Source organism: Microbacterium sp. W4I4 (assembly GCF_030816235.1).
In the GTDB taxonomy this organism is placed as follows: Bacteria; Actinomycetota; Actinomycetes; order Actinomycetales; family Microbacteriaceae; genus Microbacterium.
The window spans coordinates 2,664,128-2,683,021 of the sequence record NZ_JAUSXT010000001.1 but is presented as its reverse complement, the minus strand read 5'-3'; the positions used below and the strand labels follow the sequence as shown (position 1 = coordinate 2,683,021).

Annotated in this window: 18 protein-coding genes and 1 pseudogene; 14 read left to right on the top strand and 5 right to left on the bottom strand. The window is 69.5% G+C overall.

The annotated features are described in order from the left end of the window. Positions 1–186 precede the first annotated feature (186 nt). From QF046_RS12730 to QF046_RS12720, 3 genes are all read left to right on the top strand, one after another. Positions 187–606: a hypothetical protein gene (locus QF046_RS12730; RefSeq protein WP_307370350.1), complete on the top strand. Its 420-nt coding sequence runs from the start codon at positions 187–189 to the stop codon at positions 604–606. Positions 607–1,043: 437 nt separating this feature from the next. Next, positions 1,044–1,454, top strand: coding sequence for a hypothetical protein (locus QF046_RS12725; protein ID WP_307370348.1), 411 nt, complete (start codon positions 1,044–1,046; stop codon positions 1,452–1,454). A 63-nt stretch (positions 1,455–1,517) separates the two neighbouring features. Next, entirely contained in the window at positions 1,518–1,922 is a 405-nt protein-coding gene (locus tag QF046_RS12720) for a hypothetical protein (RefSeq protein WP_307370346.1), read from the top strand. 98 nt (positions 1,923–2,020) lie between these two features. On the opposite strand, the gene pyrE is transcribed toward QF046_RS12720, so the two are convergent. Continuing rightward, entirely contained in the window at positions 2,021–2,581 is a 561-nt protein-coding gene (pyrE, locus tag QF046_RS12715) for an orotate phosphoribosyltransferase (RefSeq protein WP_307370344.1), read from the bottom strand. Between the two features lie 96 nt (positions 2,582–2,677). On the opposite strand from pyrE, the gene QF046_RS12710 reads away from it, so the two are divergent. The 5 genes from QF046_RS12710 (at position 2,678) to QF046_RS12690 (ending at position 8,309) form a co-directional block, all read left to right on the top strand. After that, the gene (locus QF046_RS12710) at positions 2,678–3,214 is read left to right on the top strand and encodes a YbhB/YbcL family Raf kinase inhibitor-like protein (RefSeq protein ID WP_307370342.1); all 537 of its coding nucleotides are present in this window, start codon (positions 2,678–2,680) and stop codon (positions 3,212–3,214) included. Between the two features lie 213 nt (positions 3,215–3,427). Continuing rightward, on the top strand, positions 3,428–3,640 hold the full coding sequence (locus QF046_RS12705) for a hypothetical protein (protein WP_307370339.1): 213 nt from the start codon (positions 3,428–3,430) through the stop codon (positions 3,638–3,640). 38 nt (positions 3,641–3,678) lie between these two features. Beyond that, positions 3,679–6,630: a helix-turn-helix transcriptional regulator gene (locus QF046_RS12700; protein ID WP_307370337.1), complete on the top strand. Its 2,952-nt coding sequence runs from the start codon at positions 3,679–3,681 to the stop codon at positions 6,628–6,630. A 9-nt stretch (positions 6,631–6,639) separates the two neighbouring features. Then, a complete protein-coding gene (locus QF046_RS12695) occupies positions 6,640–7,485 on the top strand; it encodes an exodeoxyribonuclease III (RefSeq protein ID WP_307370335.1) in 846 nt (281 codons plus the stop codon). After that, positions 7,482–8,309 carry a Cof-type HAD-IIB family hydrolase gene (locus QF046_RS12690; RefSeq protein ID WP_307370333.1) on the top strand — a complete coding sequence of 276 codons (828 nt, stop codon included), beginning with the start codon at positions 7,482–7,484 and terminating at the stop codon, positions 8,307–8,309. Before QF046_RS12695 ends, QF046_RS12690 begins: the two co-directional genes overlap by 4 nt. Before the next feature lie 88 nt (positions 8,310–8,397). Here the strand turns inward: QF046_RS12690 and QF046_RS12685 are convergent, their stop codons facing one another. The 3 genes from QF046_RS12685 to QF046_RS12675 form a co-directional block, all read right to left on the bottom strand. Further along, positions 8,398–9,945, bottom strand: a complete 1,548-nt coding sequence (locus QF046_RS12685) for a collagen binding domain-containing protein (RefSeq protein WP_307370331.1) — start codon at positions 9,943–9,945, stop codon at positions 8,398–8,400. Between the two features lie 137 nt (positions 9,946–10,082). Beyond that, on the bottom strand, positions 10,083–10,706 hold the full coding sequence (locus QF046_RS12680; RefSeq protein WP_307370329.1) for a dihydrofolate reductase family protein: 624 nt from the start codon (positions 10,704–10,706) through the stop codon (positions 10,083–10,085). A 48-nt stretch (positions 10,707–10,754) separates the two neighbouring features. After that, positions 10,755–11,939, bottom strand: a complete 1,185-nt coding sequence (locus tag QF046_RS12675; RefSeq protein WP_307370326.1) for an MFS transporter — start codon at positions 11,937–11,939, stop codon at positions 10,755–10,757. A 216-nt stretch (positions 11,940–12,155) separates the two neighbouring features. Here QF046_RS12675 and QF046_RS12670 point away from each other — a divergent pair, with 216 nt between their 5' ends. Both QF046_RS12670 and QF046_RS12665 read left to right on the top strand, forming a co-directional pair. Beyond that, a complete protein-coding gene (locus QF046_RS12670) occupies positions 12,156–13,445 on the top strand; it encodes a sensor histidine kinase (protein ID WP_307370324.1) in 1,290 nt (429 codons plus the stop codon). Next, positions 13,442–14,110, top strand: a complete 669-nt coding sequence (locus tag QF046_RS12665) for a response regulator transcription factor (RefSeq protein WP_307370322.1) — start codon at positions 13,442–13,444, stop codon at positions 14,108–14,110. The genes QF046_RS12670 and QF046_RS12665 overlap by 4 nt, the downstream gene beginning before the upstream one ends. Positions 14,111–14,259: 149 nt before the next feature. Here QF046_RS12665 and QF046_RS12660 read toward each other — a convergent pair. Beyond that, positions 14,260–14,833: pseudogene (locus QF046_RS12660) on the bottom strand (NADPH-dependent FMN reductase). A 108-nt stretch (positions 14,834–14,941) separates the two neighbouring features. Between QF046_RS12660 and QF046_RS12655 the strand changes: the two are divergent. The 4 genes from QF046_RS12655 to QF046_RS12640 all read left to right on the top strand — a co-directional run bounded on the left by QF046_RS12655 (position 14,942) and on the right by QF046_RS12640 (position 18,884). Continuing rightward, a complete protein-coding gene (locus tag QF046_RS12655; RefSeq protein ID WP_307370319.1) occupies positions 14,942–16,114 on the top strand; it encodes a benzoate/H(+) symporter BenE family transporter in 1,173 nt (390 codons plus the stop codon). A 95-nt stretch (positions 16,115–16,209) separates the two neighbouring features. Further along, positions 16,210–17,103: an ABC transporter ATP-binding protein gene (locus QF046_RS12650; protein ID WP_307370317.1), complete on the top strand. Its 894-nt coding sequence runs from the start codon at positions 16,210–16,212 to the stop codon at positions 17,101–17,103. Further along, positions 17,100–18,185 (top strand): ABC transporter permease, encoded by a 1,086-nt coding sequence (locus tag QF046_RS12645; RefSeq protein ID WP_307370314.1) that lies wholly within the window; start codon positions 17,100–17,102, stop codon positions 18,183–18,185. Before QF046_RS12650 ends, QF046_RS12645 begins: the two co-directional genes overlap by 4 nt. A gap of 111 nt (positions 18,186–18,296) precedes the next feature. Continuing rightward, positions 18,297–18,884, top strand: a complete 588-nt coding sequence (locus QF046_RS12640; protein WP_307370312.1) for a nitroreductase family protein — start codon at positions 18,297–18,299, stop codon at positions 18,882–18,884. The last annotated feature ends 10 nt before the right edge of the window (positions 18,885–18,894 follow it).

The window sequence follows — 18,894 nt, the reverse complement described above, 5'->3', positions numbered from 1 at the left end:
GAGTCTGCCGGGAAGCTGGCACCCGGCATCCGCGTGAACGAGGCGGCGAACGCCGACGGGTGATGGACCGTGCTCAACGGGCGGCCGGCATCGAGACGGCGGAGTTCGCCGCGGCGCTGGATGCTCTGCCCGCCGCGCTCGTGGTGCCGAGAACAGTTCTGCATACCCGTCCCGTATCCTCGTGGGATGAGAACTCGTCGCATCGCGTTCCTCGGAATCGCCTGTCTCGCGAGCGCATTGCTCGCCGGATGCGCGTTGGTTCGTGGTCCCGCCGATCGCGTTGACGAGTTTGTTGCGGCCGGTGCAGCCTGTACCGGTTCGTGGTGGATTGGCGACCCGCGTGAAGGAACCAGTGACGAGGCCCGGGTCATTGCCGAAGCGGCGCTTGCCGAAGCAGAGGTGTCGCCTGTGGCACTGGCTTCGACGGTCAGCCTGCTTAACGATTCCAAGAACGACTATGAACGAGCGAACACATCGGCCCAAGCCCTCGAACGCGAGGCGTACCTGCTCACCGTGACCCTTCACGTCAAGGATCAGCTCGACACCGCCGGCTACCCCGACATCGATCGCGTTGTTGAGGTGTGGTCAGACAGCGCCTGCTCCTGACCACAGACGCTCGAAGGCATCGACAGGCATCCCTCACCTGTGCCGTTGAACGCTCGTTCACGGAGGTACCCGCTTCATCGCCTGCCGGTCGGTGCGCGCGGCCCGCACCCTGCCTCCGGGATTCCCAAACGGGGAAGTCAGAGACGGTCAGGTGTAGTCGCCTAATGCCCGCCGATAGCTATCGCTGTCCTTGCGCGTTGCGTCGGTCATCAGGAGTGCATGCGCCCCTACCTTGCGCGCGAATCCGCCCGAGCAGGGAATGGTCACGATTTTCGTCAGGCGCGCCGGTGGCGTGCGCTGCCGGTGTCCCCTAGCTTGGCAAGGATACCGGTAATCAATCGGCTGCTGTCGCACGACCAGGGGGAGCGACGATGACACAGCAAACGGCCCGATTCGCATTCGTCATCCTTGTGTCGCTGGGCCTATGCGGGTGTGCCGTGGCCGGCGACAGCGAGACCCCGGCATCGCAGAGCGGAGGGTCGATCCAGCTGGCGATCACACAGACATGTGATGCCGGATCTGACCCGCAATGCATTCCCGTGGGCGATGAGCACCTGATGCGCCCCTCTGACTTCGAGGAAGCAGCCGTCGAGACTGCTGTGGCGCGCAACGACGACGAGCAGAATGCCGTCGACGTCACGTTCACCGATGAGGGCGCCAAAGTGCTCAACGACCTCACGACCCAGGCGAGCGACGCCGGCACTGAGTCCCGCCTTCTCATGAAGGCTGGCGATGAGATCGTCTCGGCCGTATCCGTCATGGAACCGATCAGCGGTGACCAGGTCACTTTGGGGCTCTCGCCCCAAGACGACCCCGACGCGGTCGTCGAGCTGATTCAGGCCGGCTAGTGGATCGCGACGTGCCGCACCAGTCGGACATCCGATCGGACGATCGATGCGGACACTGACCGGATGAACGAGCTGTTCGGACTTGCTGCATTGGCGGCTGCGATCGCGGGCGGCGTGGCAGCCTCAATCGGACTCTGGCTCCGACCGAAACCGGTCGTCGAGTACTGGCGCAGTCTCGTGAACTGGGGCATCCAGCTGTTGCTGTCAATGGCGGCCGTGTTCTGGGTCGGATTCTTGGGCATTTCCACCCCGGGCTGCTCGCCGAACTGCGACTGGGGCCTCCTTGAATACAACTTTCGAGGATTCATGATCGTGACTGCGCTGATCCAGCTCGTGACTCTGCTGTTGATCGTCGCGCTGCGCCGGCACCGACGCGTTCGCTTCGTCCCGCTGGCAGGGGTGGCGGTCACGATCGGCCTATGCGTGGTCTCATCAGTCGTCGCGTACAAGGCAATGCTGTTCTTCTGAGCCATGCGTCGACGGCATCCGCGACGAGTGGGCGAAGACTGTGCGCTTTCGCGGCGACTCCTCCGTGCGGCAGCTGATGGATGCCGCTGAGCAGACGATTACTGCGGGTCGAGCCCCAGGTCGTCCAGGTCGAACGCGGCCAGCCACTGCAGGCCCTCGGCCTCGATCGCGGCCTGCGCGCCCGTCTTGCGATCGACGATGACGGCAACGGCGACGACCTCGGCGCCCTCGCGACGCAGCACCTCGACCGCCTTCAGTGCGGACTGCCCGGTGGTGGACGTGTCCTCCAGCACGATCACGCGCTTGCCCGCGACATCCGCACCCTCCACCTGACGGCCGCGGCCGTGGTCCTTGGGCTCCTTGCGCACGACGAACGCGTCCAGCGGACGGTCGGATGCCACGGAAGCATGCAGCACGGAGTTGGCGATCGGGTCGGCGCCGAGCGTGAGCCCGCCGACGGCCGACACGTCGTGGTCCTTGATCAGGTCGAGCATGATGCGCCCGATCGCGGGGGCGGCCCGATGGTCGAGGGTCAGCTTGCGCATGTCGACGTAGTAGGTCGCCTTCTTGCCGCTGGAAAGCGTGAAGTCGCCATGGAACACCGCCTCGGCGGTGATGAGGTCGAGCAGGGCCTGGCGGTCAGCGGCGAGATCGGTCACGGCACCAGTGTATTCGCCGCCCGGCTTCGTCCCCGCTGCCGCGTCCCCTACCCGGATGCCGTGAGCTGGCCTAGCGTGGAAGGAAGGAGGCCACCCATGTTCTCGTACGATCCCTATGCCGCCCTCGCCGAACTGCGCCCCGTGCCGCCGCTCGAGCTGACCAGCCCCGACTTCACCGCCGGCGGCCCGCTGCCGGGCTTCGCCTGGTCGTCCAGCCGAGGGGGTGAAGACCAGCATCCGACGCTGGAATGGTCGCAGCCGCCGGCCGGCACGCTCAGCTTCGCCATCTCCTGCTTCGACCCGGATGCCCCGACCGGCTCGGGCTTCTGGCACTGGGCCGCGTACAACCTGCCCGCCGACGCACGCCGGCTCGAGAGCGGCGACGGCACCACGAAGAGCCTGCCGGGAGGATCGGCGGTGCTGCCGAACGAGGCGCGCCTGGAGCGCTACATCGGCGCAGCCCCGCCCGCAGGCACCGGGATTCACCGCTACTTCTTCGTCGTAGACGCGCTCGATGTCGATCATCTGGACCTGGAGATCGGCGCGACGCCGGCCGTGCTCGGCTTCAACCGCCACTTCCACACGCTGGCCCGCGGCATCCTGATCGGCACGGGCGACCCGACCGAGCGCTGAGCCGGACTCGGTGTTCGCGGCATCGGCCCCTCACGACGCCGGCATGAGGGGCCTCAGACAGCCGCGCCGTCGTCTGAGGCCCCCTCAGCCCGGGCCGGGCCCATCGCGGTGCCCGCAAGATAAGGCATCCGCCCGATTCAGCACCCGCCCCTCAGAGAGGATCGTCGTTCTCATCAGCCCCGCACCGAACGGGGCACGAACAAGGAGAACGACATGTACGAGTACCTGAACGCCGCATCCATGATGGAGTCGCGTCGCACTGCCGAACTGAACCGCCAGCTCGAGATCCGCCGCATCGCACTGGAGCGCCGCGCCGAGCGCCACACGGCTGCCCCGCGCCTCACGCGCGCCGAGCGCATCTCCGCCGGCATCCGCCGCGCGCTGCTGCCGACCGCCCGCCGCACCCGCGCTCCCCGCCACGCATGAGCAGTGGCCGCCCCGCACCCCGCATGCCACGATGAGGCATGACCATGTCATCGTCGACAGCGCTCATCGTGCGCGATGAGGCGGCATCCACTCTTCGCCGCGCGTTCGAGGCCGGACGCGGCGGAGTCCCGCAAGTGGTCATCGTGCGCGGCGAGGCCGGCATCGGCAAGACCCGCCTGCTGCAGGAGTTCCGCAGCGAGGCCACCCGCGATATCACCGCACCCGAGCCCGTCTTCGCCACCGGCCAGTGCGTGGACATGGGCGAGATCGGCAGCCCCTACACACCCATCCGCCGGATGCTGCGCGACCTGCACTCGCAGCTCGGCGACCTGCTGATTGACGCCGCGACTCCCACTGTACGCAGCGCGCTCGCCGGCATCCTGCCCGAGATGTCCACTGATTCTCCCGCGACCGCGGCTCCCGGTGCCGACGCCGTCGCCGATGCTCTGGGCGCTCTGCTCGAGAAGCTCAGCGTCGACCGCCATCCGGTGCTGTTCATCGAGGACCTGCACTGGGCCGACACCGCCACCCTCGCCCTGCTGAAGACTCTCGCGTTCACGCTGCGCGGTGCGCACCTGACCGTGATCTTGACCTACCGCACCGACGACGTGGGCCGCGGACATCCCCTGCGCGGCGTCCTCAGCGACCTCGAGCGCAATCGCGCCGTCGCCTTCGTCGACCTCGACCGGCTCACCGCCGACGACGCCGCCCGCCTGACGCGGATGCTCGCGCCGGAGCTCGACGGCGACGCCGTCCAGCAGATCGTGGAGCGCAGCGACGGCCTGCCCTTCTTCATCGAGGAGCTCATCGCCTTCGCGGACCGACGCCTTCCCGACACCCTCCGCGACCTGCTGCTCGCGCGGGTCGAGACCCTCGGGGCCGACGCCCGCGCCACCGTCGATCTGCTCGCCGCCGGCGGAGTGCACGTCGACAGCGATCTGCTGGAGGAGACCGCCGACGGGCGCATCGAGCGCGACCGGCTGCACGACGGGCTGCGCGAGGCCCTCGCGGCGAACATCCTCGTCACCGACGGCGACGGCTACGCCTTCCGGCACGCACTGCTGCAGGAGGCGGTGCACGACGACCTGCTGCCCAGCATCCGTACCGAGCTGCACGCCGGCTACGCCGCGGCGCTCGACCTGCGCATCGCCGCGGGCAGACACGAGCTGGCGGCCGGAGCCGCCGAGCACTGGGGGCACGCCCGCGACGTGACCCGTGCCTTCGCCGCGATGGTGGTGGCGCGCCGATTCGCTCTCGCGACGGCGACCCAGCTGGTCGCCTCGCAGATCGCCGAGCGGATGCTGGCGTCGTGGCCGCAGGTTCCGGATGCGGAGCAGCACGTCGGCATGTCGCGCCTGGACCTGTTCGCCGTGACGACTCAGAACGCGCTCAACGATCCCCGCCGAGCGATGCTCATCGCCCGTGCCGGGCTGGCCGAGGTCCGGCCGGAGCAGCGCTCGGAGCGCGCCCGGCTGCTGAACGCGATGAGCTACGCGCACTCGAACCTGGGCGACACGGCCGGCGCCCGCGACGCCAGCGAGGAGGCGCTGTCCCTGATCGACCTCGATGATCCCGACCCCGACCCCTCAACGCGTGCCCTCATCGTGGACTGCCTGGTGTCGAGGATCCGCACGGCGACCTTCGACGTGCGGGGCGAGCGCGTGTCGGAACTGGAGCGCATGACCGCCCTTGCGATCGCGCACAGCGACATTCTCGACGATCGCGTGCTGAGCGCCAGGGTGCTCGACACCGCGTCGACTCTCGAGATCACCTCCGGCCGGCTCGACGCGGCGCTCGCCAATCTGCGCCGCTTCCCCGCCTTTCGGCTCACCGAGCGCCAGTACCAGATCAACCTCATCACCGAACTCGACACCCTTGTGCGCCTGGGTCGTTTCCGCGAGGCGGTGGCGCTCGCCCATCGCAGGACCGAGGAGACGCCGAAGGGGACCGACGTGATGTTCGGCATCGACCTGAACGTCGCCGAGGCGCTCTTCGCCCTGGGAGACATCGAAGGAGGGCGTCGCGTGGCACGGCGCGATCTCGCGACCATCGTCGGCCCGCAGGTGATGAGCTCGTTCGGCTGGCGCCTGCTGAGTCTGGCCGATATCTGGAGCGATCGCCCGGAACGGGCGCGCTCGCTGCGGGACGAGCACGCTGCGGCGATCGCCGAGCTCATCGCGGATGACGGTGAGGAGGTCGCCGGCTGGGGCACGTGCACGCTCGAGGCGGCGCTGAATCAAGCCGAGGGGACGACGGATGTCACGACGCGTGCGCTCCTCGTCGACACGGCGCTCGCGGGGGCGCTCGACATCGCCCGCGCCGGCCTGGAACCGGGCATCGGCCGGCCCCACGTGGTGCCGACGGCGCGCGCCCTCGCGGAGGCGACGCGGGCCGGCGTCGCACCTGAGGACCAAGCGCAGCTGCGGGAGTTCATCGACGACGCACTGGGACGGCACGGCCGGGACGATCCGACCGCCGCGCTCGAGGCGCTCGTCGCCGCGGAGGCCACGCGGGCGGATGCCGAATCACCGGCGGCGACCGTGGACGCCTGGCGCACGGCATCTGACCTCGCCGCCGACGGCTTCGTGCCCGTACGCCAGCTCTGGTACGCCCGGTACCGGTTGGCGGAGGCGCTGCTCGATGCGGGCGAGCGCGACGCGGCATCCGCCTTGCTCGAGATGATCGCGACCGGTGCTCCTGCGCACGGCATCGAGGTCGTGGCGCGCTGGGCGCGGGAGCTCGCCGGACGCGCGGGCCTGGCGGGCACCCCGAGTACCGGGCTGCCGGAGCTGACCGCCCGCGAGCGGCAGGTGCTCGAACTCGTCGCCGAAGGGCTCACCAACCCCGAGATCGGGCGACGCCTGTTCATCTCGCCGAAGACCGCGTCGGTGCACGTGTCGGCGATCCTCGCGAAGGTGGGTGCCGCCAATCGCACCGAGGCGGCGGCGATCTTCCACCGTGGCGCCGAGGGTGTCGGCTCCCCCGAATAGGCTGGACGCATGCGTCTGGCCACCTGGAACATCAACTCGATCCGCACGCGCGTGGGACGCGCCGTCGACTTCGCCGTGCGCGAGGACATCGACGTGCTCGCCTTCCAGGAGATCAAGTGCAAGCCGGAGCAGTTCCCGTACGCTCCGTTCGAGGAGGCCGGGTACCAGGTCGAGGTGCACGGGTTGAATCAGTGGAACGGCGTCGCGATCGCGAGTCGTCTGCCGATGACCGAGGTGAGCACGGGGTTCGACGGGATGCCCGGATTCGCGAAGGGTCATGAGGGTCCGGATGCTCCGCTCGAGGCGCGCGCGCTGGGCGTGACCGTCGACGGCGTGCGGGTGTGGAGCCTGTACGTGCCCAACGGCCGCGCCCTCGGTGACCCGCACCTGGCGTACAAGCTGCATTGGCTCGAAGCGCTGCGCACCGCGACCGCGGCCGAGATCGCCGCGAACCCGAGCCGCCCGCTGGCGCTGGTCGGCGACTTCAACATCATCCCGTTCGAGAAGGACAACGGCGACCCATCGATCGTCGAGGGCGTATCCACGCACGTCTCGCCCGAGGAGCGCGCGGCGTTCTTCGCGCTGGAGTCGGCGGGACTGACGGATGTCGTGCGCCCACTGATCCCCGAGGGGTTCACGTACTGGGACTACCAGCGGCTCAAGTTCCCCCGCAACGAGGGCGTGCGCATCGACTTCATCCTCGGATCGGAACCCTTCGCGAACGCCGTGTCCGCCGCGAAGATCCACCGCGATGAGCGCAAGGGCGAGCAGCCCAGCGACCACGTGCCTGTGGCCGTGGACCTCTCCCTCGGCGCGGCGGAGGACGACGACGACCTGCCGATGATCTTCGCGTGACCCTTCCCGCCTCAGGCGTCCGTCTGATCGCGACCGACCTCGACGGCACCCTGCTCGACGACGCGGGAGTCGTCTCGCCGCGCACGCGTGCGGCATTGGACGCTGCCCGGGATGCCGGCATCCCGACGGTCCCCGTGACGGCACGGCAGCCGATCGGGCTGCGTCCGATCGCCGCGCAGGCCGGGTTCGACGGCTGGGCGCTGTGCGGCAACGGCGCATACGGCGTGCATCTGACCACCGGCGAGCACCTGTTCGCCGAGGAGATCCCGTCCGCTGTGCAGCAGGAGCTGGCCGATGCGCTGCTCGAGGTGATCCCGGATCTGCTCTTCGCGAGCGTGCGGGATGCCGGTGAGGGCTTCGTCGCGCAGGACGGCTACGCCGCGATCGCCGATGTGAACGACCACAAGCGTCATCCGGATTCGATGGGCGGTGTGCCGCTGGCGGACGTGGTGGGTGCGCCGAGTCTGAAGCTCGTGATCCGGCATCCGTCCGTACCGATCCCGGAGATCTTTGCCGCGCTGCAGTCACTGGGGCTGAGCGGTTTCGAGGCGACGCTGTCGGGCGCGCCCTTCGTCGAGGTGATGGCGCAAGGCGTCACCAAGGCGACCGGTCTCGCGCAGGTCTGCACGCGGCTGGGCATCGACCGCAGCGAGGTGCTCGCCTTCGGCGACGCGCTGAACGACCTGGAGATGCTTCAGTGGGCCGGTCACGGCGTCGCCGTCGCCAACGCGATCGACGTCGTGCGGGATGCCGCCGACGAGGTCACCTCCGCGAACGCCGAAGACGGCGTCGCGCAGGTGATCGAGCGGATGCTGGCGAGCTGAGGCTCCTCAGTCAGGATCGACCCCGGGTCAGCCCTTGCCCTTCTTCTTCGCCACGAGAGTGAAGTCGATGCCGGTGAGCGCCTCTCCGTCATCGGCGACCACGGGCGTCGCCTTCTTCGCGTTCGACGCGCCGTCGTAGTACTGCGGCTTCACCGTCGTGCGGCTGTGGTTGTAGAACACGGCAGAGGCCTTCAGCGTGTATGTGCCGGGGCGGAAGGGCGAGCGTGTAGGACCCATCGTCGAGGCTCGCGTGCGCTGAGGCGACCAGTGTCGATCCGTCGTAGGCGTCGACGATGACCTCGCGATCCTCGTCGCTGTCCAGACTCACGACGCCGGTGATGATCGCTGCCGCATCGAGCGCGGCGTCGATCCCCTGGATCTCCTCCTCCGATGCCACCGTCACCGTTGTCGCTTCGGATGCGCTCCGAGCGTTCTGCCAGTACTCGGTGAGCAGCGTGGAATCCCACGCCTGGAACATCACCTGATAGGTTCCGGGCGCTACGACGGCGCGATACGTGCCATCCTCCATGACGTCGGCACCCACCATGCCGCTATCGCCGGAGACGTCCATGACGAAGACGATGCCGCTCACGGGAGCGCCATCGGACGCCCGCGTCACCGTGCCGCTGACGTACCCGGCCGCGTCGAGGGAGCCGTCGATGCCGGTCACCGTCTGCGTCCCGACCACTGTGACCGGCGTCGCCTCTGCCAGACTGCGAGCGTTGTCCCAGTACTCGGCCACGAGCGCCGCATCGGGAGAACCGAACTGCACCACATAGTCACCCGCGCGCAGCCCGTCGATCCGGTACTCGCCGTTCACGCCGGCATATCCGCTGCCGGCGATCTCGCCGTTCGCGAAAAGTGCATTCACGAACGTGTCCGCCACCGCTGTTCCGTCCGACGCGCGCGTGACTGTTCCGGCGATGGCACCTCCCACGGCGAGGGCCGCGTCGATGCCGGTCACCGACGCACCGGCCGCAACAGCGACCGGTGCGGCAGCGTCCCACGTGGCTGCATCGCTCCAGAACTCGCTGACGAACGCGGTGCCGTCGGTGTGGAAGGTGACGATGTACGAGTCGACCGGCACCCCCGGGATCACGTACGTGCCGTCGCTCTCCGTCGTGGCGGATGCCCACGCGCCGGTCTCATTGCCCGTCACACTCACCTGCATCCCGGCGATCGGACTGCCGTCCGAGTCCTGCGTGACCGTGCCTGCGATCGACCCCACCGCAGTCAGACGCGCGTCGATACCGGTGATCGCTGAACCCGCCTCTATGGTGATCCGCTCGGCGCGCCACTGTTGCCGCGCATCGTTCCAGTACTCCGCGAGCAGCACATCGGTCGACGGCTCGAAGTGCACGACGTAGTCACCGGGCATCAGCCCCTCGAGCTGGTACGTGCCATCGGCATCCGTCATCGTCTCGACGACACCGGACCCGTCATCAGCCTGCGCGGACACGCGCGCCCCGGCGACCGGTGCGCCATCGCCATCCGCGACGACCGTCCCCGAGATGCTGCCGGTCGTCGGCTCCTCGGCCGCTGCGGGCGTGGCGCCCAGCGTCAGCATCGTCAGTGCCACGACTCCGGCGATGATGCCGCTGAGCGACCTCCGGGCGTGCGCGCGATATGTCGTCATCTCGTCCCCTCACGAGTTCACGGCGCGTGGCGACATCGCCGTCCGCCGTCCGGGTGGTTCACTCTGCCGAACCGACGGCAATGTGCTGATTCAGAATGTACTGGGCAGGTGCGTCCCAGCGGAAGGGACAGCCTGCATCAGGACCCCATCGTGCCGACTTCCACCTCGCCGGAGACGGGCGCGTAGCGCAGGATCAGCACCCCGCCGTCGCCGGCTTCTGAATGCACGAGCTTGAGGTTCGCGGGCGCCGCGCCCTCGGGGAACACCTTCTTGCCCTGGCCGAGAACGACCGGGTACACCCAGAGCTGCAGCTCGTCGTAGAGCTGCTCGGCCAGCAGGGTCTGCACGAAGTCGATGCTGCCGATCACGTGCACGTCCTGATGCTTCTCGCGCATCGCCGCGATCTCGGATGCCAGGTCCTCGCCGACCCGCGTGGAGCCCTGCCAATCCAGTGCGATGTCGGCATCCCTGGAGGCGACGTACTTCGGCACCCGGTCGAACAGCTGCCCGATGAAGCCCTCGGGACCGTCGGTGTGGTTCGGCCAGTACCCGGCGAAGATGTCATAGGTGCGCCGTCCGAGCAGCAGCGCGTCAAGGGTCTCCATGCCCTTGCCGACGCTCGCGCCCACGGCTTCGCTCTGCAGTGGCGCCTGCCATCCGCCGAACGGGAAGCCGTCGCTGGTGTCCTCCTCGGGACCACCCGGTGCCTGGGCGACGCCGTCGAGAGTGGTGAACAGGTCGATGATGATGCGTCCGGTCATGGGGAGATCCTGCGCCCGGCGATCACAGGTGTCAACAGCATCTGCTGATCAGCCCGGTCGGCGAAGGCCGACCAGGGCCAGCGCACCGGCGCCGGCGGTCAGCACGGCGACGACGATCAGTCCCACGCCAGGGACGGATGCCGTGCCCACGGCCCCCGCGATGAGCGGCCCGCCGGCATCGCCCAGCTCGCGGCCGAGCTCCGCCGAGCCCATGGTGCGCCCCATCCGCTCCTCCGGCGTGGACGCCGCCAGGTGCGAGAACGCGACCGGCGTCGCCGAGCCCACGCCTGCACCCACGAGCACCGCCGTGAGGATGAGGGCGGCGAGCAGCAGCATCCCGTGGCCGTCCTCGACGACCGCGACCACGCCGGCCAGGGCGATGCCCCCGGCGATCAGGGCGAGTCCGCCGATCGCACCGAGCCGCACCGACACCCGCCCGCGGTCGTGCCAGGCGCCGATCAGAGGCTGCACCGCACTGGCGACCACGGCCAGCACGGTGACCAGCGCCATGCTGCCCACGGTGCCGATGCCGACCTGACGCGCGAGCAGCGGCAGGAAGCCGACCGCCACGGCGAGTGCACCGGTGGTCGCCGCCAGCACGAGCGTCGGCACGAGAAAGCCGGGTGCGGTCACCTCGTGCGCCAGATCGATGAGCGTCACACGCTTGCGGGGCAGCACCGGCACGGCGGGCACCGCGAACCGCACCCACGCAGCGGCGGCGAGCCCCAGCGCGGCGAGCGCCCAGAACAGGGCGGGCAGCCCTGCCCAGACCACGAGCACCGCGCCGATCAGCGGACCCAGCGCGTAGCCGAGGCTCTTCCAGGACCCGTACCGCCCGAAGTATCGCCCCCGCGAGGCGCCGTCGGTCAGTCGGGCCACGGCCGCCGACGATGCCGGGGAGAAGGCCGCCGCCGAGGCGCCCTGCCCGAAACGGGCGACGATCAGCCCGACCGTGCCGGGCACGAGCGCTCCGAGCACCGAGAACGCGGCGAAGGCCAGCAGCCCCGCGACGATCACCGGGCGCACCCCGATCCGATCGCTGAGCGCGCCGAACAACGGCTTGAGCAGCACCTCGGCGAGGTCGTACAGCGCCAGGGTGAAGCCGAACGCCAGCAGCGTCCAGCCGATGTCCTCGGTCTCCGCGCCCAGAGCTGCGGCGATGCCGTGCGCCCCGAAGGCCGTGGTGAAGCCGGCGAGGTACAGCGGCGCAAGCCGAGGGCGCGGGAGGGTCACGCTCGATTCTCACACGCACCGCCCGGGCCCGCTGAGCCACCAGGCAATCGCCCAGCCACCAAGCAGACGGCGTGAAACCTCTTGGTGGGTCGACGACTTCTTGGTGGCTCGCGCGGCGGCGCGGCGGCGCGGCGCGCGGCGGGCGCGCGGGCCGGCTGGAGCGCGATCCGCCTCGCGGGGGATGCTGCGGCATCCGCCCCGCCCTACGGTGGAAGGATGCCGGACTCCACCTTCACGCGCGCGCCGACTCCGCGCGACCTGCGCCAGGATCTGCTGCTGGCGGCCGTGATGCTCGTCGGCGGGATCATCAGCGCTGGCCTGTCGACCGTCGCCCGCATGTACGGCGACGAGCAGGCGCCGATGTGGTCCGCGCTGCTCGTCGTCGTCGGGGTGACGGCTCCCCTCGCCGCCCGTCGGCGCTGGCCGGCCGCCGTCGCCGTCCTGATCTCGGTCATCTACTTCGTCAGCGTGACCTTCCACGTGCCCGAGTTGTACGTGTCGAACATCTCGATGTTCATCGCGCTGTACACGATCGGGGCGTGGATGCGGAACCGCCGAGCGGCGATGCTCGTGCGAGTCGGCATCATCCTCGGCATGTTCATCTGGCTGATCATCGTGATGTACCGCGACGCCATCGATGAGGCGGGCAAGGCCGACATGGCCGCAGGGCTGTTCTCGCCGTACGTAGCGGTCATGATGATCCAACTACTGGTCAACGGGCTGTATTTCGGCGGCGCGTACTACTTCGGCGAGCGCTCCTGGCATGCGGCGGTGCAGCGCCTGGCATTGGAGGAGCGCACCCGCGAGCTCGAGGAGGCGCGCGAGGTGACCGCCGCGCAGGCCGTGGCGCTGGATCGGGTGCGCATCGCCCGCGAACTGCACGACGTCGTCGCGCATCACGTGTCGGTGATGGGTGTTCAGGCGGGGGCTGCCCGGCTGATGGTCGAGCAGGATCCCGCGCAGGCGAAGCGGATGCTGGCCGGCATCGAAGACGCCTCCCGCGAGGCGATCGGCGACTTCCGCCAGCTGCTGGAGACCCTGCGCGCTCCCGGCGACGGCACGGTCGGCACTGACGATGAGCCCTCGTCGACGTTCGGGCTCGACGACATCGCCGACCTCGCGCAGTCGTCGCGGGATGCCGGACTGCCCACCGACTACACCGTGATCGGCGATCCGCTGCCGGTGTCGAGCACGGTCGGGGTGAACCTGTACCGGATCGCGCAGGAGGCGCTGACGAACGCCCGCCGGCACGCCGGGATGGGCGCGACCGCGGACGTGCGGGTGCGGTACTCGACGGATGCCGTGGAGCTGGAGGTCGTCAACACCGGACGCTCCGTCGGCACGCTGCGCCCCGGACTCGGCCAGCTCGGCATGCGGGAGCGCGCCCTGGCATCCGGCGGGTCGATCGACCTGCTCCCCCGACCGCAGGGCGGATTCCGCGTGCGGGCGAGCATGCCGCTCGGCCGCACCGGTTTCGAATCGAACGCCGAGCGGGTGGTCCGATGATCCGCGTGCTGATCGTCGACGATCACGCCATGCTGCGCGCGGGTTTCCGCACCATACTCGGCACCCAGCCCGACATCGAGGTGGTCGGCGAGGCGGCGACCGGCGCGGAGGGCGTCGAACTCGCCGCGCGACTGCTGCCCGACGTCATCACCATGGACGTGCAGATGCCCGACATGGACGGCATCGAGGCGACCCGGCGCATCGTCGCGGATGCCGAGATCACCGCATCCGTGGCGATCATCACCACGTTCGACCGGGACGAGTACCTGTTCCAGGCGCTGGATGCCGGCGCCGGCGGCTTCCTGCTGAAGAACGCCGGCCCGGAGGAGCTGATCACGGCCGTGCGGGCGCTGGCCGCCGGCGACGGCATCCTCGCTCCGGAGGTCACGCGCCGCGTGCTGGCCCGCTTCGCGGCATCCGCCCCGCTCACCGCTCCTGCTCCCGCCGCACCGCGGGATGAGGGGGTCCTCGCCGAGCCGCTCACCGAGCGGGAGGGCGAGGTGCTGACCCTGATGACGGATGCCCGCAGCAACGCCGAGATCGCGCGGGCGCTGTTCATCGGCGAGGCGACGGTGAAGACGCACGTGTCGCGCGTGCTGCAGAAGCTCGGCGCCCGCGATCGTGTGCAGGCCATCGTGCTCGCCCACCGTCACGGGCTCACCTGAGCCGCGCTTCCATAGCGGACATGTGGCGCACATGGTCGCATTCCGTACGTGCGAAGCGGCCATGTGGCACACATGTCCGGGCGGGGCGCCCCCGGACGCACGAATGCCCCGAAGCCGAGAGGCTCCGGGGCATTCGAGAGGGAAGAGCGTCAGGCGTTGACGAGCTCCGCGGAGTGCTGCACGCGCGAGATCAGGCCGTTGAACGCCTCGAGGTAGCCCACCAGGAAGCCGGCGGTGCTGTCATCCGTGACCTGGCCGTCCTCGGTGAACAGGCCCGGGCGGTCCTGGATGAAGCCCTCGGGCTGGCCCATGGTGACGGCGCTGAAGTGTCCGAGGATCGCACGCAGGTGCTGCTGAGCGGCGGCCGTCGCGACACCGCTGCCCGATGTGCCGATCACGGCGGTGGGCTTTGCCGTAGAAGGACATCTCGCCGTAGGGACGGGTCGACCAGTCCAGCGCGTTCTTCAGCACGCCGGGGATCGAGCGGCTGTACTCGGGGGTGATGATGATCACGCCGTCGACGTCGGCGATGGCCTGCTTGAAGTCACGTGCGACCTGCGGGATGTCGGAGTCGTAGTCGGCGCTGTAGAACGGGAGGTCCTTGATCGCGATCTCGACGAGCTCGGTGCCCTCGGGTGCCAGGTTCGCGAGAACGCGCGAGAGGCGACGGTTGATGGACGTGCTCGAGATGCTGCCGACGATGTAGCCGATGGTGCGGGTCACGGATGAATCCTTCTGTGGAGGGGTACGGTCAATCAGCCCAACATATATGCGTGCGCATATTATTCCCCTGTGTGACGGATCGGATCCGCCCCGCGCTAATGTCGGTTCATGCCCGCCGCCACGACGCTGAGCCGCCCGATCACCGCCGGCGTGGTCACGGCCCTGGTCGGCTTCACCAGCTCGTTCGCCGTGGTGCTCACGGGACTGGACGCGGTCGGCGCGAGCCCGGCGCAGGCGGCGAGCGGCCTGCTCGTGCTGAGCCTGACGATGGGCGCGGCATGCGTCATCCTCGCCTGGCGGTACCGGATGCCGATCACCGCGGCCTGGTCCACCCCGGGCGCCGCGCTCCTCGCCGCGATGAGCACGGTCGACGGCGGCTGGCCCGCCGCGGTGGGCGCGTTCCTCATCGTCGCGGTGCTGATCCTGCTCACCGCGCTCATCCCCGCCCTGGGCACGTTGATATCCGCGATCCCGCCCTCGATCGCGCAGGCCATGCTCGCCGGAGTGCTGCTCCCGCTCTGCCTGGCGCCGGTCACCGGCATGGTCGAGAATCCGTGGGGCGTGGTTCCCGTCGTGGCCATCTGGCTGCTGTTCGTGCGTCTCGCGCCACGGTGGGCGGTGCCGGCGGCCTTCGCCGCGGCGAGCGTCGTCGTCATCGTCGGGATCGCCCTCACCGGCACCGCCATCGACCCGACGCTGCTGGTGCCCGCTCTCGAGTTCACCGCCCCCGCATTCACGCTGGGATCAGCCGTGGGCATCGCGTTGCCGCTGTTCATCGTCACGATGGCCTCGCAGAACGTGCCGGGCGTCGCCGTCATGCGCAGTTTCGGCTACGAGGTGCCCTGGCGCCCGGCGATGCTCGTCACCGGTGTCGGCTCGGCTCTCGGGGCCCCGTTCGGTGGGCACGCGATCAATCTCGCCGCCATCAGCGCCGCGCTCGCTGCCGCACCGGATGCCGAGCCCGACGCACGACGCCGCTGGATCGCGGGGGTCTCGACCGGCGTCTCGTATGTCATCCTCGGCGGCCTGTCGGCAGTGTTCGCGGCTCTCGTGCTGCTCGCCCCGGCCGCGGTCATCCCCGCTGTCGCCGGGCTCGCGCTGTTCGCCGCGTTCGGTTCGGCCGTGCAGCAGGCCATCGATGATCCGGGCGAGCGGATGCCCGCGGTGATCACCTTCCTGGTCGCGGCATCCGGCGTCGCACTCCTGGGGATCAGCGCGGCCTTCTGGGCGCTGGCCGCCGGGCTCATCGCCCGGGGCGTCACGCACCTCGGTCGGCGCTGAAGCCTGGGGGGCCCGCGTCCGCCACCCGGCGGAGACGGCACAGTCCGCCGCAGGGGGGATGCCGGTGCACCCCCGGTCTCCGTAGCGTGGGAGGCATGACAGGCAGACTGCATCTCGACGGCATCACCAAGAGCTACGGTGCGCGCACGGTGCTCGACGACATCCGCTTCGAGGTCGTCCCCGGACGTCTCACGGGCTTCGTCGGCGGCAACGGCGCGGGCAAGACCACCACCATGCGCATCATCCTCGGCGTGCTCGCCGCCGATGCCGGCACGGTCACCCTCGACGATGCGGCCGTCACCTCGGCCGACCGCCGGCGCTTCGGGTACATGCCTGAGGAGCGCGGCCTGTACCCGAAGATGAAGGTAATGGAGCAGGTCGTGTACCTCGCGCGGCTGCACGGGTTCGGCAAGGCGGACGCCACAGTGCGCGCCACCGCGCTGCTCGAAGAGCTGGGACTCGGCGAGCGCCTGCACGACACCATCGAATCGCTCTCGCTCGGCAACCAGCAGCGCGCGCAGATCGCCGCCGCCCTCGTGCACGATCCCGAGGTGCTGATCCTCGACGAGCCGTTCTCGGGCCTGGACCCGCTCGCCGTCGACGTCGTCGCCGACGTGCTGCAGCGACGCGCCGCTCAGGGCGCTTCGATCCTGTTCTCCTCCCACCAGCTCGACGTCGTCGAGCGGCTCTGCGACGACCTGATCATCATCGCCGGTGGCACGATCCGCGCATCCGGCTCCCGCGATGATCTGCGCGCCCAGCACTCCACGCTGCGCTACCAACTCGACTCGTCCGGCGACACCGGCTGGCTGCGCGATGAGCCCGGCATCACCGTGATCGACTTCGAGGGCGGCTCGGCCCTCTTCGACGTCGATGAGCCCTCGAACGCGCAGCGTGTGCTGCGCGAGGCGCTCCAGCGCGGAGCCGTGACATCCTTCGCCCCTCAGCATCCGTCCCTCGCCCAGATCTTCAAGGAGGTCATCGCGTGATCCCCACACAGAGCACCGCATCCGCCGTCTGGCTCGTCGCCGAGCGAGAGATCGGCTCCAAGCTGCGCAGCAAGGCGTTCATGATCTCCACCGGCATCCTGCTGCTGGTGGCTCTCGCCGGGGTGCTGATCGGCGGCTTCGCCAGCAAGACCTCCACCCCCGATGCGGTCGCGGCGACCTCGCAGACGGCATCCGTCGTGAGGGCGCTGCCGAACGTGACCGTCACCGAGGTCGGCGATCGCGCCGAAGCCGAGAAGCTCGTGCTCGACGAGAAGGTCACGGCCGCCGTGCTGCCCGCCGACGACGATCCGACGGGCGTCGTGATCCTCGCCAAGAAGGACGCACCGAGCAGCCTGGTGATGGGTCTGTCCCAATCGCCGCAGGTCGAGATCCTGCAGCCGGCGACGACCAACTCGCTGCTGCGCTACCTGGTCGCGATCGGCTTCGGGGTCGTGTTCCTGATGGCCGCGTCCACCTTCGGCGCCACGATCGCGCAGAGCGTGGTGGAGGAGAAGCAGACCCGCGTGGTCGAGCTGCTCATCTCGGCGATCCCCACCCGGGTGCTGCTGGCCGGCAAGGTGCTCGGCAACACCGTCCTCGCGATGGCGCAGATCCTGCTGCTCGCGGCGATAGCCGTGGTCGGGCTGATCGTCACCGGCCAGAACGAGGTGCTCGCGGGCCTGGGCGCCCCGGTGCTGTGGTTCGCCGTGTTCTTCCTGTTCGGGTTCATCCTGCTGGCCTCGCTGTACTCGGCCGCGGCGGCGATGGTGTCGCGTCAGGAGGACATCGGCTCGACGACGATGCCCCTGATGATGCTGGTGATGGCGCCGTACTTCCTGGTGATCTTCTTCAACGACAACCCCGTGGTGATGACGGTTCTGTCATACGTGCCGTTCTCGGCGCCGGTGGGGATGCCGGTGCGGCTGTTCGTCGGCGAGGCGCAGTGGTGGGAGCCGCTCGTGTCGCTGGTCATCCTGCTCGCGAGCTGCGTCGGGGCGATCCTGATCGGGGCGAAGATCTACGAGAACTCGCTGCTGCGCATGGGCGCACGGGTGAAGCTCGTCGAGGCTCTGCGCGGCTGAGCTGTCGGGCTGAGCCTGTCGAAGCGGCAGGAATATTCGGACGCATAGGATAGTTCGAGCATCTGGACGATGGGGTCTGGCAGGAACCCATGATCGTCCGAAAGGCACCCTATGAGCACGCCCGTCCTCGACCGCACCGCCCAGACCGAGCATCCCGTCCTGGACGTGCTCGCCGATCGCTGGAGCCCGCGGGCGTTCGATGCCGAGAACGCGGTCGACGAGTCCAAGCTGGCCTCGGCTCTCGAGGCCGCACGCTGGTCGCCGAGCGCCAACAACTCGCAGCCCTGGCGATTCATCGTGGCTCGCCGCGGCACTGAGCTGCACGAGGGCATCCATGCGGCGCTGATGGGCTTCAACCAGGCCTGGGCGGGCAACGCCGCCGTGCTCATCGTCGCGGTCGCCGAGACCGCGACCGCGGACGGAACCCCGATCTCGCACGCCGTCTACGATCTCGGTCAGGCCGTCGCCCACCTGTCCGTGCAGGCGCACCACGATGGCCTGGTCGTGCACCAGATGAGCGGATTCGAGCCCGAGAAGATCCGCGCGATCGCCGGACTGGACGAGCGCTTCCTGCCGATGACCGTGATCGCGCTCGGCGACCTGGGCGATGCCTCGGAACTGCCCGAGGCGCTGAAGCAGCGTGAGGTCGCCCCGCGCGTGCGCCGCCCGATCCACGAGACCGTGGTGCTGAGCGCCTGATCGGCGAGAT

What these genes read in the sequence shown, in the direction of transcription:
- QF046_RS12695 (WP_307370335.1), top strand. Translation starts at nt 6,640, where the DNA reads ATGCGTCTGGCCACCTGGAACATCAACTCGATCCGCACGCGCGTGGGA.
- QF046_RS12685 (WP_307370331.1), bottom strand. Translation starts at nt 9,945, where the DNA reads ATGACGACATATCGCGCGCACGCCCGGAGGTCGCTCAGCGGCATCATC.
- QF046_RS12700 (WP_307370337.1), top strand. Translation starts at nt 3,679, where the DNA reads ATGACCATGTCATCGTCGACAGCGCTCATCGTGCGCGATGAGGCGGCA.
- QF046_RS12680 (WP_307370329.1), bottom strand. Translation starts at nt 10,706, where the DNA reads ATGACCGGACGCATCATCATCGACCTGTTCACCACTCTCGACGGCGTC.
- QF046_RS12730 (WP_307370350.1), top strand. Translation starts at nt 187, where the DNA reads ATGAGAACTCGTCGCATCGCGTTCCTCGGAATCGCCTGTCTCGCGAGC.
- QF046_RS12640 (WP_307370312.1), top strand. Translation starts at nt 18,297, where the DNA reads ATGAGCACGCCCGTCCTCGACCGCACCGCCCAGACCGAGCATCCCGTC.
- QF046_RS12665 (WP_307370322.1), top strand. Translation starts at nt 13,442, where the DNA reads ATGATCCGCGTGCTGATCGTCGACGATCACGCCATGCTGCGCGCGGGT.
- QF046_RS12705 (WP_307370339.1), top strand. Translation starts at nt 3,428, where the DNA reads ATGTACGAGTACCTGAACGCCGCATCCATGATGGAGTCGCGTCGCACT.
- QF046_RS12655 (WP_307370319.1), top strand. Translation starts at nt 14,942, where the DNA reads ATGCCCGCCGCCACGACGCTGAGCCGCCCGATCACCGCCGGCGTGGTC.
- QF046_RS12650 (WP_307370317.1), top strand. Translation starts at nt 16,210, where the DNA reads ATGACAGGCAGACTGCATCTCGACGGCATCACCAAGAGCTACGGTGCG.
- QF046_RS12710 (WP_307370342.1), top strand. Translation starts at nt 2,678, where the DNA reads ATGTTCTCGTACGATCCCTATGCCGCCCTCGCCGAACTGCGCCCCGTG.
- QF046_RS12720 (WP_307370346.1), top strand. Translation starts at nt 1,518, where the DNA reads ATGAACGAGCTGTTCGGACTTGCTGCATTGGCGGCTGCGATCGCGGGC.
- QF046_RS12670 (WP_307370324.1), top strand. Translation starts at nt 12,156, where the DNA reads ATGCCGGACTCCACCTTCACGCGCGCGCCGACTCCGCGCGACCTGCGC.